This is a genomic window from Ensifer sp. Root31 (assembly GCF_001424825.1).
Classification (GTDB): domain Bacteria; phylum Pseudomonadota; class Alphaproteobacteria; order Rhizobiales; family Rhizobiaceae; genus Ensifer; species Ensifer canadensis.
In genome coordinates this window covers 35,573-48,223 of the sequence record NZ_LMCO01000003.1, presented here as the reverse complement: position 1 = coordinate 48,223, position 12,651 = coordinate 35,573, and the positions used below count along the sequence as shown (strand labels likewise).

The window sequence follows — 12,651 nt, the reverse complement described above, 5'->3', positions numbered from 1 at the left end:
TGACTCGTATCCATATATCCAATAGGTTGGATATATGGATAACTTGGAAGCCATCACTGCGCTGGGCGCACTCGCACAGAGCACTCGTCTGGACACGTTCCGGCTGCTCGTCAAACATGAGCCTGACGGGCTGCCCGTTGGCGAGTTGGCGAAGATCGTCGACGTGCCGCAAAACACCATGTCTGCGCATCTCAAAACGCTGACACAGGCTGGCTTGATCTCCGGTGAGCGCCACAGCCGTTCAATCATCTACCGTGCAAAGCTCGATGTGTTCCGCGAACTGACACTGTTCCTGATCAAGGACTGCTGTGGCGGCAATGCGGAGATTTGCACCCCTTTGATTGCCGAACTCATGCCGTGCTGCCCACCCGTGGGAGTGAGCGCATGACTGGCTTTATTTTTCTAAAGTCGGACCAACACCACTAGGGACAACTCCAATGTCTGAACGTGTTTATAACGTGCTCTTCTTGTGCACGGGCAATTCCGCTCGCTCTATTCTTGCCGAGTCCATCCTCAACGCCGAGGGCAAGGGCAGCTTCCGCGCCTACTCCGCGGGCAGCAATCCAAAGGGCGAGGTCAATCCTCACGCCATCAGGGAGCTAGACGCACTCGGTTATCCGTCCACGGGGTTTTCCTCGAAAAGCTGGGACGTCTTCGCTGAGCCAGGCGCACCGCAGATGGACTTCATCTTCACCGTCTGCGACAGCGCAGCAGGCGAAGCGTGCCCTGTGTGGATTGGCCATCCCATGACCGCACATTGGGGTGTCGAAGACCCGGCAGTCGTCGAAGGGACAGAAGTCGAGGTGCAAAAGGCCTTCGCTCAAGCTGCAAGGTTCGTCAAGAACCGCATATCGGCGTTTCTCAGCCTGCCGCATTCCTCCATCGACAAGCTCGCCCTCGAACAGCACCTGCGCCAGATCGGCAGGATGGAAGGCTCCACGCAGCCTCAGGAAAAGGCAAGCTGATGTCGACGTTTGAACGTTACCTTACCGTCTGGGTGTTTCTCTGCATTGTTGTCGGCATCGCGCTTGGTCATCTGATGCCAGGCGTCTTCCTGGTCGTCGGGGCAGCGGAAATCGCCAAGGTGAACATCCCCGTCGCCGTCCTGATATGGTTGATGGTTATCCCCATGCTGCTGAGGATCGACTTCGGATCATTGTCTAAGGTCGGCAGCTACTGGCGCGGGATCGGCGTCACCCTGTTCATCAACTGGGCGGTCAAGCCGTTCTCAATGGCGCTGCTCGGTTGGCTGTTCGTAGGCTACCTGTTTCGTTCGTGGCTGCCCGAAGACCAGATCGACTCCTATATCGCGGGCCTGATCATTCTCGCCGCAGCGCCGTGCACGGCCATGGTCTTCGTCTGGTCGAACCTGACAAAGGGTGAGCCGCATTTCACGCTTTCCCAGGTCGCACTCAACGACGCCATCATGATTGTCGCGTTCGCGCCGATTGTCGGCCTACTCCTCGGACTGTCGGCAATCACGGTCCCTTGGGACACGCTGACGATCTCGGTCGCGCTCTACATCCTGATCCCTGTGGCGATCTCGCAGGTCCTTCGCAAGATGTTGATGGCCGACGGCACGACGAGGGCTCTCGATGGGCTTCTCACCAAGCTGCAGCCTCTGTCGCTCTTGGCGCTTCTGGCAACCTTGGTCCTGCTGTTCGGCTTCCAGGGTGAACAGATTACCGCCCAGCCGACGATTATCGCACTGCTTGCAGTTCCGATCCTGATTCAGGTCTACTTCAATTCCGGCCTGGCATACCTTTTGAACCGGATGACTGGCGAACAGCATTGCGTTGCGGGACCGTCCGCACTGATTGGGGCATCAAACTTCTTCGAACTCGCGGTCGCGGCGGCCATCAGCCTGTTCGGCTTCCAGTCGGGTGCTGCGCTGGCAACCGTCGTTGGGGTCCTCATCGAGGTCCCGGTGATGCTGTCCGTCGTCTGGATCGTGAACCGCTCGAAGGGCTGGTACGAAGCAGGCACTGCCGTCGCCAAGAACACCATCGTCGAAAAAGCCGTTGCCGAAAGGGCATGATCATGGACGTCACTATCTATCACAACCCGGCCTGCGGCACGTCGCGCAACACGCTGGAAATGATCCGCAACGCGGGTATCGAGCCGACTGTCATCGACTACGTGAACACGCCTCCAACACGCGACCGGCTCGCGCAGACGATCACCGATGCGGGGCTTACGGTCCGTGAGGCGATCCGCGAGAAAGGCACGCCCTATGCGGAACTGGGCCTCGATAATCCGGAGCTGACCGATGATCAGTTGCTCGATGCCATGCTGAAGGACCCGATCCTGATCAACCGTCCGTTCGTCATCACGCCGATGGGTACCCGTCTTTCCCGTCCGTCCGAACTCGTCCTCGATATCCTTCCAGACACTCACAAGGGTGCGTTCACGAAGGAGGATGGCGAGCGCGTCCTCGATGAGAAGGGACGGCGCATTGTCTGAAACACTTCCTGCCGCCGCCAGTGAACACTTGTGTATGCTCGATCTCGATGCGCTGCATCCCGCGTTCTCGACACGCAAGCCGCGCATCCTGATCCTGTACGGTTCACTCCGGGAAATCTCCTACAGCCGTCTTCTGGCACACGAAGCTCGCCGCCTGCTGGAGCGCTTCGGCTGCGAGGTACAGGTGTTCGATCCCAAGGGCTTACCACTCCCCGATGAAGCGCCGATCAGCCATCCCAAGGTGAAAGAACTGCGCGACCTTTCCGAGTGGTCCGAGGGCCAGGTCTGGGTCAGCCCGGAGCGACATGGCGCGATGACCGGCATCATGAAGGCCCAGATTGACTGGATCCCGCTTTCCCTCGGCTCCGTTCGACCGACTCAGGGCAAGACGCTGGCGGTCATGGAAGTGTCCGGCGGCAGCCAGTCGTTCAATGCGGTCAACCAGATGCGCATTCTCGGTCGCTGGATGCGGATGATCACGATCCCGAACCAGTCTTCATTTGCCAAGGCCTACCAGGAGTTTGACGGCGATGGCCGGATGAGGCCGTCGTCCTACTACGACCGCGTCGTCGACGTCTGCGAAGAGCTGGTGAAGTTTACGTGGCTTACCCGAGATGCGTCGTCGTACCTCACTGACCGCTACAGTGAGCGGAAAGAGGATGCGGAGAAGCTGGAGAAGCGGGTTCAGCTCAAGGCCATCTGAACAAACGCCTTGTTCGAAGCTCCACCAGGGGATGAAGACCTATCAGGAGGCGGAGCAACACGATCCTGTTCTATTTTGCCTGTCTTCTTGGACCGGCGGGCAAGGTACGTCACCGTAGGAGCAGAACACACAACAGTCACCAGCTTTTGGCCGGAGCATCGTGCCACATCCGATACATTCATAGAAAAACTGGCAAGCGTCGACGGGCATCGTTTCCGTTGCCGTTTGCCCGCAGTGCGGACAGGTAAGGGTCGATTGAAGCTGCACCATCGTTCCTTGCTTTAGTAGACAGGGTGATTCTACTTGGCACGGCACGTGAGCCCAACAACTAAAAACATCATGCCCGGTGCGGGCGGTACGAGCACCCAGATTGACGGTATACTTCTACGCGCACCGTATTTCCACAAATGCCGAAATACTCTTTGACCGGAGGCGGTTTTCGCCATAGCTTATTTCCATGATTATCGAAAAAGCAGCATCGCAGCTCGAAGCGATTGGCAACGTTACCCGCCTTCAGATTTACCGTGCGCTTGTGCGTGCCGGTGAAGATGGCCTGCCGGTCGGGAAGCTGCAGGAGAAGCTGGAAATTCCGGCATCGACCCTTTCACACCACCTCAAGCGGCTCGTCGATACAGGCCTTGTTATCCAGGATCGTCAGGCGACGACACTGATTTGTACCGCGAACTACAAGCACATGAACGCGCTGATTGGCTACCTTGCCGATGAGTGCTGCGCCGACGCAGCTTGCTCAAAGCAGACCGACGAAACCGTAGCCTGAGGGCTTTTTTTCGCACTCTAATTTCGAAACTTCCAGAAATACGAAAGGATATGCAGATGGCTTTAGATAGTAACCTTCCTGTGGCAGTGATTGGTGCTGGTCCTGTTGGCCTCGCAGCTGCCGCGAGACTGGTCGAGGCAGGCATCACACCGCTTATCCTGGAACGGGGGGCTTCCGTCGGCTCAGCACTTGTTGACTGGGGCCATGTCCGCGTGTTCTCACCCTGGAAATACAACATCGACGATGCCGCGCGGCGATTGCTCGATGACCACGGCTGGAGCGCTCCACGAGCAGATGGTGTGCCGACGGGTCGGGAGATCGTTCAAAACTATCTGCTTCCACTATCTGCTATCCCTCAGATCGCTGACAACCTGAAACTCAGTGCTACGGTCAAGGCGATTACGCGTGCGGGGTTTGACAAGGTCTCATCAAATGGTCGTGAGGCTGCGCCCTTCGTGGTCCGCTACAACGATGCAACGGGTGAGCACGACGTCCAGGCACAGGCCGTTATCGACGCATCCGGCACATGGACGCAACCGAACCCGATGGGGATCAACGGGCTGCCTGTTGTTGGTGAAATTGCCTCCGGCAGGCTCTCCTATGGCATTCCAGATGTTGCCGGGACCAGGCGGGCTGACTTCGTTGGCAAGCGAACATTGGTCGTCGGAAGTGGTCACTCCGCAATCAATGTCGCCTTGGCCTTATTGGAACTTCAGGAAAGTGATCCTGCGACTGAAATCTTCTGGGCGCTCCGTCACCATGGTGTAGCTCGCCTTCTTGGCGGCGGTCTCAATGACCAGCTACCCGAGCGCGGTGCCCTCGGGTTGGCTGCGAAGAAGGCCATGGACGAGGGTCGCCTCAAAATGCTGACGTCCTTTGCTGCCAGAAGTGTGAAATCAGAAGGCGAAGGGGTGGTGGTCGAAGCCGTGTCAAATGGAGAGCCTATCACACTGGCGCTCGACCATGTGGTGGTCACGACTGGTTTCCGGCCTGACCTATCGTTTCTTCGAGAACTCCGCATTGATCTCGATCCTGCCGTGGAGGCCCCGCCAGCCCTGGCTCCACTGATCGATCCGAACCTTCATTCCTGCGGTACCGTCCCGCCCCACAGCGTCGATGAATTGGCCCATCCGGAGAAGGATTTCTACATCGTCGGCTCGAAGTCCTATGGCCGCGCTCCAACATTCCTGATGAAGACCGGCTACGAACAGGTTCGTTCCGTGGTCGCCGAGCTTGCAGGGGATCATCTCGCCGCCAGACGGGTCGAACTTGTCCTTCCCGAGACAGGAGTGTGCTCTGTCGACCTCGCAGTGAATGCCACATCATCCGGATGCTGTGGGGGACCTGCGCCCTTAGAAACGGATGCCTGTTGTGTCGCCGACGCGACCGCCAAATCCGAGGGAAAGTCCGGATGTGGTTGCTCGGCGTCGGTCGTTGAAGAAGAGCGAGCGTGATCATGGAAGGACGGAAGCTTCCTACATGGGCGCTGGCGGGCCTCGGCGCATCACAAATTATCGGATACGGCACGCTCTATTATGCCTTCAGCATCCTGGTGCCAGAAATCGCCGAAGACATCGGCAAATCGCAGCAATGGGTCTTCGGAGCCTTTTCGGTGGCTCTGCTCGTTGGCAGCCTTGCCGCACCCCTCTCAGGCTACCTTGCCGACCGGATCGGTGCGGGGCGATTGATGGCGGCAGGATCGCTGTTAGCCTCCGCGACACTCGTCTTGATGGCGGTATCCACCGGGCCAATCACCTTCGCTGTCGCACTGGCGCTGACCGAAATCGTCTCTGTCGCTGTCCTCTATGCCACTGCCTTCACGGCTATCGTTCAGACTGGAGGACACAAAGCCCAGAAGTCGATTGTTCACCTGACACTGATCGCTGGTTTCGCCTCTTCGCTGTTCTGGCCGCTGACATCCTGGCTGCATGGTTTTCTGTCTTGGAGAGAAGTCTACCTGCTCTTTGCCGCGTTGAACCTCCTCGTCTGTCTTCCAGTGCATTTGGCGCTGGCGCGGCTGACGACGACTGCGGTGTTCGCTTCCAGGGGTACCGTCGCGGCCGTTGGCGAACACCGGCCACTTGCGAACGGAACGCTTGTATTCTCCCTCATGCTGCTTGGCTTTGCCATCGAAGGCTATGCGCTGTCGGCGATCCTGGTTCATATGGTTCCGCTCACACAGGCGCTCGGGTTTGGTGCCGCAGGTCTCCTGGTAGCCTCGCTGTTCGGTCCGGCTCAGGTCGCAAGTCGCTTGATCAACCTGCTCTTCGGCCGTGAACTGTCGCAGAAATGGCTGGCTGTTATCGCGACCGGGCTCCTGCCAATCGGTTTGACGATCCTCCTGATGACGACACCGTGGGTGGCCGGAGCGGTAATGTTCGCTATCTGCTTCGGATTAGGCTCCGGTCTGACAAGCATTGTCGGCGGGACATTGCCGCTCGAACTGTTCGGACCAAAGGGATACGGCAGTCGTCTCGGCTGGGCCACGTCGGCCAAACAGATGATGTCGGCGATTGCGCCGCTCGCCATGTCCATGTCGATGGCCGGGATCGGCGTCGTGCCGTCCATCTGGATGACTGTGGCTATTGGCATAGCCGGGGTGGTGGCATTCTTAGCCATCGTTGCAGTCGTGCAGGGTCCTGCCGGACTGCCCCGACCGGCTTAACGCTTCACGTTCGTTCTTTCGTCACGGTTTGCCGCTGATACTGGACGACCTCATGCCCAGTCAGCCTAAGGTCGTCCAGGGAGCAATTGGGTCGTGCGTCGGTCGCCTTTATTCGGCCGCTTCGTCTAGAGCATTTCCAGGAAAAGTGCGAAGCGGGTTTTCCGTCAGGATATGCGTAAAAACAAAGAGATAGAGCGTTTGTGCGGTTCCGCATAAATCGGAAACGCTCTAGGATCGCCGATCCAGGCTTCAAGTCGACCGACTGCGTGTCGAAACCGACTGCCTGGTGGAACGGTTGCAGCGATCAAGCGTTATTCTTACCAGGCAGCGTAAGCCCGCAGGCAGAGGCTGCCTGGTATCTCGTCAGGTGGGACTGAATCCCGACCGGAGATAGGAGCAGCGCCATGAGAATTTCTACGAAAATGTCATGCGTCGCATTTGTCGTCACCTTGGCCGGGAACACCGCACCGGCTTTTGCCGACAACTACTATTACGAGCCTGCACCCGGCGGCGTCTATGTTGATCCCATGCCGACGGGCAATGTGTATGTGGAGCCGATGCCGATGTACGGCGCTTACGGTTACTACCGTCCGCCGGCCCGGACGTTGGGTGACGAACGCGAACGCTATACGAATGAGTTCATGGGGCCCGGTGAAGGTGATTACTACCAGGGGATCGCGCACCCGCCACCAGTTCCCTGAGCGCCCGATCGTTCAGCATGAGGAAACGAGCAGCTGCGGCTCAGCGCCAGCCGAGAGTCGGTGCGACGCGATGTAGGGTCGCCTCGATAACGTGTGCGCTGTAGTCGACGCCCAGCTGATTGGGACGGCCGTGTCGGCCTCATCGATTGTCTCGCCTGGCGGCGCGCCAGCTTAGCCCTATGCCGACAGCATGCGGCGAGGTGAGAACAGTTGGCGCACAGTCTTTGGTCGCACCCAATTTCAGGTAAGACCAAGAGTATCAACTAGATGGAAAAGTGGTGGCGACCCCTGCAGGATTCGAACCTGCGACAACCTGCTTAGAAGGAATGGACGCGCTTTCCGATTTTGCGCCTATTTTACAGAGAGTTACGCGACGTCTGTTCCGCTGGTCCGGGACTTTTTCCGGGATTTTGCGACCTTCTCTAATGCGTCCGCAACTTCCTCGTCCAGTACGTGTGCGTAACGAGCCGTAGTCTTCATGCTCGCGTGGTTCAGCACCTTCTGCGTTAGCTTAAGGTTGCCAGTCGCCCGAAGGACTTTCGTCGCGACATCGTGGCGAATGTCGTGAAAACGGAAATCCTCGATCCCAGAACGCTTGCGGGTGCGCTGCCATTCGGACTTCGATCCGGAATACGTGATCGGATAGCGTTGGCCCCTGGTCTTTCCCTTGCTGTTGCGTTTGGCGACGTAGGTGAAAACCCATTCATCGTGGTGGCCCTTTAGGGGCTCGAGGATGGCCCAAACTTCAGGCGTGATCGGTGTCGTAACCTTCCGGCTTCCTTTGCCCAACTTGGTGATGCGCTTTGCGAACCAATTCACCTCGGACCATCTGATCAGCGTTTCTCGGCGACGTAGACCGGTGATGCGTGCAAACTCTAGCCATGGCTCGTAGTCGGCCCTGACTGCCTCGTCCAGTTTATGGCCTTCCTCCAAATGAAGCTCACGCACCCTTTCATCGGCTTCTTTCAGCCAGTGGGTCTTCCAATTCGGTTCGGACGGGAAATGATACTTCCACGTCAGTTTTGCCCGCGTGAAAAGCTTCTTGAGAACTGCGGTTGTGTCGCGATTGACGGTGGCGGGCGATACCGTCGGCATCTCTCGCTTGTCTTTGTATTCCTTCTTGCCCCATCGCTGCTGCTGTCGCCGCCAGGTGGTGAGCGCGGTGACATTGCCGTCGGTGATGTCGGACAGCCGCTTATCTTTCCCGAAGAAGCTTACAAGCCGTTCCAGCGCTCGATAGGTGTCGGCGCTGCAGGCGTGGTACTGCCCGACTTCGGTGTAATACCGGCCGGCGGCAAGGTCGATCGTCAGGGGGACGTTGCCCGTCCGCGCTTCGTCGGCCAGGTCCTTCTTGGCCTGTGCCTTCAGTTGCCGTTCTATCTCTTGGGCTTTTTGCTTATTCCGAGCCTTTGTAGATCCGAGAAAGCGACGACCGTTGATTTGGAAGTCGTATTGGTAGAACGGACTTTTGGCATGCTTGTAGACGGACACGCGCGGTCTCTCCGGCTCTTTATGAAGTCGTTGATATCGTCCATGTGAAATCCGAGGCGGGGCTTAGTGGTGCCTCTTCCCCTCGGCACAAAGGCTATATCGCCAGCCTTCACGAATTCGCGCAAGGTCTTGGTCGAGACGTTCAGGGCCTTGGCTGCCTGCTCGCTGTTGAGCAACAGCGGGTTGCTAGATGATTCGGGCGTCATGGCTGCACCTCGTCCGGCTTGACGATCCAAAGGTGTTCCGACTCGAGGGAGCGCGCAGTTGCATTTCCCGCCCCCTTACGGCTAGTTGTAGGGCATGACGAATGATCTGCCCGCCGATTGGCACTTCCTTTTAAGGGAGAGCGCAACCCGTATTGAAAACGAACTAAAGCGAGAGCTTTGCGAAGCTCATGTATTACACGGGGTCCAGGTGCAGGCTTTGGCCCGAAAGCAAGGTCGAGACGATTTCCTGTTTCGGATCCCCGATCGGACGTATGCGCAAGTGCATCTGACTTGGAGCTACGAACCTTCTCCCGACTGGCCGTCGACTGAGGTGTTTGCGAGCCTTGCCGTGTGGAAACAATGGTTGATTGAGGATGGGGAGTAGGGTTTAGCTCCTTGACCTCTGTCAGAGCGAGTGGCTGGAACCGGAATCGAAGTGGACCGCATGACTGAGGACGACCAAAACAATTCTGTTCTAACCCTTTTGAGAAATCTCGCCGTTTCACGATTGAAAACGGCTCGAGCAATGTTGGATGCATACGCAGCCAACGCTTTGCCCTTGCCAGCGACCGAAGAAGACCTCGAGTATTGGGAGGCAGAGCTTCTCGACGCTGAAAAAGAGATTGCGCGTCTAAACCACTAGCCCAAGTCATTTCGATGGTCCTCCATCCGGTACGTTTTCCGGTTCACTGTCTGCCAACGGGGGGCGAGGCGGCGCAACTCGAAACCAAGGCCGGCAAGCCTTGCGAGGATTTCGCGCACGTCCTCCGGCGTGATGATGTTGATGTCCCACGTCAGCGCTGTCGCCAGAGCGATACGCTCCTCGTGCGTACTGGCCACCGGCTTGCCTGCTTCAGCGGAGCGGAAGGAGAGGGCGGCTCGGTCGTTCATGTCGCGGGCGATCACTGCGTAGATTTCCTCGATCACGCCAGCGTCTTCGATAGCCCCGTCGAAAACTTCATCTACGATCTTGCCGAGAAGCTCTCTGCTGATGGCGTTGTTGCTGGTTTCGGTCATGGCTTTGCTTCCTGATACAACGGGCGATGGGGCAGGGAAGGCTTCGGCGAGCGCCGGGCTGCCTTTTCGGATTTTGGGAACGGCGCGGACTTCATCGTCTGCTTCGGGGCGGTGATCCCCAAATGCTTCTTCCTGATCGCCGCGACCTTCGCCTTTTCGGCCACGTCTTGAGCGGTTTTCTCGATGTGGCATTTCCGGTGCGACGGCCGTAGATTGGATTCCCGGTTTTCGCCGCCGTTGATCAGCGCCTTGACGTGATCTAGATCCCATTTTTCGCCCGGGCCGATTTCGCGGCTACAAAGGTGGCAGCAGTTTTTGTCCCGAGCCATTATCCGGTCGCGAACCTTATCTGGCGCGCGGTGGTCGTCGGTCTTGCCGATCCATTCGGGGAGAGACCTCATGGCACGATGACCGTTGCGGTGAGAAACAGGACGTAGAGGCCGATGCCGAGCCTGACGGCTGATGTGACATCTTTCCCTTCGAGGAATTTTCGGATGGCCGATGTGATGAGCCCGCCAGCTATGCAGAGGGACAGGAGGTTAATCATGGTGTTCATGACGCACTCCGATAGAACAGGCTGTAGGGGAGCCGATCCGACAGAACCCACATGTGGTACATGTCGGCCTCGTCGATCAGCTCCGATTGGGGCGGCATGACCTGCACGGCGGTCGCCTCGCGACCGAAGAGCTCGTTCTTGATCCGCTGCATATCGCGCCACGGCGGTTCGAGGTTCGAAGCGGTCCGAATTGCGCAGTGCACGACCTCGGCGCCGTTCTCGTCGACGAATGGCCGGATCAACACGACATAGATGTTGTTCGCCTGGGCATGACGGACTTCCTTGCACCAGCCGTTGCCGCCGGGGATGCCGTCGGGCAGGTTGGTGGTGCGCCACGTTCCCCAGTCACCGCGAAGGCCACGGCGTTCCATGGAACGGGCGGCTAGGCGTTGCTGTCGGCTCGACATCACGCCACCTCTTCGCGCTGGTAGTTGATCCGCTCGGCCACAATCGGGTGATGCTCAAGCAGCCACTCGCCGATATCGTCACGCTGGTCGCTGTCGGCGTGCTGGAACCATGTGAACTCTTCGCCCCAGAGACTTGTTTCTTTGGCGTAGCCGATCCCAGCCTCTCGGCATTCGATGTGTTGATAGTGGGTGTAGAAATACCCGTCGTACTTTCCGGAGCCGTATTCGGCTGGCGACCCAACTTCGATCTGGCGACCGCAATGCTCGCATTCGTGCGGCTTGCGGGTGGCTTTGATCGTGCGCCCGGAGTGGAAATCATCGAAGCTCATGCCGCACCGCCTTCCACCTGCCGACCGACCTTCAGGGCGCTGGCGTGGCTCCTGTAGGTGTTCGCGGTGTACTCGTAGTGGTCCTGAAGGCCGCGGAGCGCTCTAGCGAGCGAAGCATCCGTATTGGTGTGGAGCCACTTAGCCCGTAGACCGTAGCCGGCGGACTTGGCTTCATAGGAAACTTGGCCATCGCGCTCTCTGCGGATGACGGAAAGCGTTGAGAGGCGATTGAAGCCGCTGCTTTGTGTGCCGGTGGCCTTGAGGTGGCTCATGCCTTTCGGCGTCTTGTGGACCGTCCAGGAATAGCCAGGCATGATCTTCACGAGCTCGGCGCGGAATTCGTTCGGCGTCATGCTGCACCGCCTTTCGCCGGATCGTCCTTGCGATGGCGGAAGTAATCGAGCGCCGCCTCCTCGATCGAGCATTCGGCGAGTTCTTCGACGAGCCGTCCTGTCTCGGTGGAGATTAGGGTAAGGCGCTTGGCGGCCTCTTCGCTGATGTAAACGCTGATTGAGCGGCTGATGGTCATGCGGCCCTCCTGTCGCGTGCATCGCGATACTTGAGGTACTCGATGAAGGTCATGGAGCAATCCGCATCGAGGTAGTCCTGATATCGCTGCTGGCCTTTCGTGAGCTTCGGCGGCTGGGGGCTGTGCCGGAGCATCGCTGCCTTGCCGGCTTCCGTGACACGGAAAAAGTCATCACCGCCGTACATCTCGATGTTGGCGCGGCGCGTCATGAAACCCGCCTCGACGAGCTCCATGCAATCCGAATGGTCCTTGCTGCCTTCGCCGGTGACGAAATGGTCGCGATAACCGCCGCCACGACCGTACTCATCGGCGCCGAGGGAATGCTGAAGGATATGAAGAAGCTTCGGGTTCATGCGGCTCTCCGCTTCAAATCTTCGGGATTGGTGAGGACGAGGCCCTGCTCGGAATAGTGCCGGTGCATCGTGTCGAGGAACGCCGTCTTCTGGCGCGTCGTCATGATCCGGGTCACGCCGAAGTCGAACGGGACCATCATCAGCTTGAGCTTGTGCTCGTAGGGCAGCGGCATGATCACGGCGTCATATTCGGCCTTGAACACGTCGTTCTCGTTGCGAAGGATCGGCACGCCGAAGTGCAGCTTGCAGTATCCGCGCACCTCTTCCGGTGTCTGGTCACCCAGCTGGGCGGCGATCTCAAGCACCCACTGGCGCTGCAACCGGTTCTGGTCGCTGGTCCGGTGCTTGCCGTCGGTGACGCTTGCGGTGAAGGGGAGTTTCCTCTCCTTCACGAAGCGAAGCAGCATTTCGCGGGCCTGTTCGGTTTCCACGATCCGGTTGTTGGTTGCCATG

21 protein-coding genes and 1 pseudogene are annotated in these 12,651 nt (G+C 58.4%); 10 read left to right on the top strand and 12 right to left on the bottom strand.

The window, feature by feature from the left end; all coding sequences use genetic code 11:
* Positions 1–34 precede the first annotated feature (34 nt).
* Genes ASD00_RS04270 through arsH form a run of 5 tightly spaced genes read left to right on the top strand, consistent with a single transcriptional unit; the run spans position 35 to position 3,166 of the window.
* Positions 35–388, top strand: a complete 354-nt coding sequence (locus ASD00_RS04270) for a metalloregulator ArsR/SmtB family transcription factor (RefSeq protein WP_025426889.1) — start codon at positions 35–37, stop codon at positions 386–388.
* 49 nt (positions 389–437) lie between these two features.
* The gene (locus ASD00_RS04265; protein WP_025426890.1) at positions 438–965 is read left to right on the top strand and encodes an arsenate reductase ArsC; all 528 of its coding nucleotides are present in this window, start codon (positions 438–440) and stop codon (positions 963–965) included.
* On the top strand, positions 965–2,038 hold the full coding sequence (arsB, locus tag ASD00_RS04260) for an ACR3 family arsenite efflux transporter (RefSeq protein WP_057205006.1): 1,074 nt from the start codon (positions 965–967) through the stop codon (positions 2,036–2,038). Before ASD00_RS04265 ends, arsB begins: the two co-directional genes overlap by 1 nt.
* The gene (gene arsC, locus ASD00_RS04255) at positions 2,035–2,463 is read left to right on the top strand and encodes an arsenate reductase (glutaredoxin) (protein ID WP_225906175.1); all 429 of its coding nucleotides are present in this window, start codon (positions 2,035–2,037) and stop codon (positions 2,461–2,463) included. The genes arsB and arsC overlap by 4 nt, the downstream gene beginning before the upstream one ends.
* Positions 2,438–3,166, top strand: coding sequence for an arsenical resistance protein ArsH (arsH, locus tag ASD00_RS04250; protein WP_025426893.1), 729 nt, complete (start codon positions 2,438–2,440; stop codon positions 3,164–3,166). Before arsC ends, arsH begins: the two co-directional genes overlap by 26 nt.
* Before the next feature lie 42 nt (positions 3,167–3,208).
* Here the strand turns inward: arsH and ASD00_RS41390 are convergent, their stop codons facing one another.
* Positions 3,209–3,433, bottom strand: a complete 225-nt coding sequence (locus tag ASD00_RS41390; RefSeq protein ID WP_239637575.1) for a GDCCVxC domain-containing (seleno)protein — start codon at positions 3,431–3,433, stop codon at positions 3,209–3,211.
* Between the two features lie 190 nt (positions 3,434–3,623).
* On the opposite strand from ASD00_RS41390, the gene ASD00_RS04245 reads away from it, so the two are divergent.
* From ASD00_RS04245 to ASD00_RS04230, 4 genes are all read left to right on the top strand, one after another.
* Positions 3,624–3,944 carry a metalloregulator ArsR/SmtB family transcription factor gene (locus ASD00_RS04245; protein WP_025426894.1) on the top strand — a complete coding sequence of 107 codons (321 nt, stop codon included), beginning with the start codon at positions 3,624–3,626 and terminating at the stop codon, positions 3,942–3,944.
* A gap of 56 nt (positions 3,945–4,000) precedes the next feature.
* Positions 4,001–5,398: an FAD-dependent oxidoreductase gene (locus tag ASD00_RS04240; RefSeq protein ID WP_025426895.1), complete on the top strand. Its 1,398-nt coding sequence runs from the start codon at positions 4,001–4,003 to the stop codon at positions 5,396–5,398.
* A gap of 2 nt (positions 5,399–5,400) precedes the next feature.
* Positions 5,401–6,609: an arsenite efflux MFS transporter ArsK gene (gene arsK, locus ASD00_RS04235; protein ID WP_057204995.1), complete on the top strand. Its 1,209-nt coding sequence runs from the start codon at positions 5,401–5,403 to the stop codon at positions 6,607–6,609.
* 404 nt (positions 6,610–7,013) lie between these two features.
* Positions 7,014–7,310 carry a hypothetical protein gene (locus tag ASD00_RS04230; protein WP_025426897.1) on the top strand — a complete coding sequence of 99 codons (297 nt, stop codon included), beginning with the start codon at positions 7,014–7,016 and terminating at the stop codon, positions 7,308–7,310.
* A gap of 40 nt (positions 7,311–7,350) precedes the next feature.
* Here the strand turns inward: ASD00_RS04230 and ASD00_RS39720 are convergent.
* Positions 7,351–7,434: pseudogene (locus tag ASD00_RS39720) on the bottom strand (flavin-dependent oxidoreductase); the annotation flags it as partial.
* A gap of 242 nt (positions 7,435–7,676) precedes the next feature.
* Positions 7,677–8,801: a site-specific integrase gene (locus ASD00_RS04225; protein WP_057204986.1), complete on the bottom strand. Its 1,125-nt coding sequence runs from the start codon at positions 8,799–8,801 to the stop codon at positions 7,677–7,679.
* Between the two features lie 651 nt (positions 8,802–9,452).
* Here ASD00_RS04225 and ASD00_RS39715 point away from each other — a divergent pair.
* Entirely contained in the window at positions 9,453–9,650 is a 198-nt protein-coding gene (locus ASD00_RS39715; protein ID WP_128090393.1) for a hypothetical protein, read from the top strand.
* Here the strand turns inward: ASD00_RS39715 and ASD00_RS04215 are convergent.
* The 9 genes from ASD00_RS04215 to ASD00_RS04180 form a co-directional block, all read right to left on the bottom strand.
* The gene (locus ASD00_RS04215) at positions 9,647–10,024 is read right to left on the bottom strand and encodes a hypothetical protein (protein ID WP_057204980.1); all 378 of its coding nucleotides are present in this window, start codon (positions 10,022–10,024) and stop codon (positions 9,647–9,649) included. The genes ASD00_RS39715 and ASD00_RS04215 overlap by 4 nt on opposite strands.
* The gene (locus ASD00_RS04210) at positions 10,021–10,353 is read right to left on the bottom strand and encodes an HNH endonuclease signature motif containing protein (protein WP_244496005.1); all 333 of its coding nucleotides are present in this window, start codon (positions 10,351–10,353) and stop codon (positions 10,021–10,023) included. The genes ASD00_RS04215 and ASD00_RS04210 overlap by 4 nt, the downstream gene beginning before the upstream one ends.
* 68 nt (positions 10,354–10,421) lie before the next feature.
* Positions 10,422–10,580 (bottom strand): hypothetical protein, encoded by a 159-nt coding sequence (locus ASD00_RS40860; RefSeq protein ID WP_164474983.1) that lies wholly within the window; start codon positions 10,578–10,580, stop codon positions 10,422–10,424.
* A complete protein-coding gene (locus tag ASD00_RS04205; RefSeq protein WP_057204974.1) occupies positions 10,577–10,987 on the bottom strand; it encodes a hypothetical protein in 411 nt (136 codons plus the stop codon). Before ASD00_RS04205 ends, ASD00_RS40860 begins: the two co-directional genes overlap by 4 nt.
* A complete protein-coding gene (locus tag ASD00_RS04200) occupies positions 10,987–11,316 on the bottom strand; it encodes a hypothetical protein (RefSeq protein ID WP_057204971.1) in 330 nt (109 codons plus the stop codon). Before ASD00_RS04200 ends, ASD00_RS04205 begins: the two co-directional genes overlap by 1 nt.
* Positions 11,313–11,669, bottom strand: coding sequence for a hypothetical protein (locus ASD00_RS04195; RefSeq protein WP_057204968.1), 357 nt, complete (start codon positions 11,667–11,669; stop codon positions 11,313–11,315). The genes ASD00_RS04200 and ASD00_RS04195 overlap by 4 nt, the downstream gene beginning before the upstream one ends.
* The gene (locus ASD00_RS04190; protein ID WP_057204963.1) at positions 11,666–11,845 is read right to left on the bottom strand and encodes a hypothetical protein; all 180 of its coding nucleotides are present in this window, start codon (positions 11,843–11,845) and stop codon (positions 11,666–11,668) included. Before ASD00_RS04190 ends, ASD00_RS04195 begins: the two co-directional genes overlap by 4 nt.
* On the bottom strand, positions 11,842–12,198 hold the full coding sequence (locus ASD00_RS04185) for a hypothetical protein (protein ID WP_057204961.1): 357 nt from the start codon (positions 12,196–12,198) through the stop codon (positions 11,842–11,844). Before ASD00_RS04185 ends, ASD00_RS04190 begins: the two co-directional genes overlap by 4 nt.
* On the bottom strand, positions 12,195–12,650 hold the full coding sequence (locus tag ASD00_RS04180; RefSeq protein ID WP_057204958.1) for a hypothetical protein: 456 nt from the start codon (positions 12,648–12,650) through the stop codon (positions 12,195–12,197). The genes ASD00_RS04185 and ASD00_RS04180 overlap by 4 nt, the downstream gene beginning before the upstream one ends.
* Position 12,651: the final 1 nt, after the last annotated feature.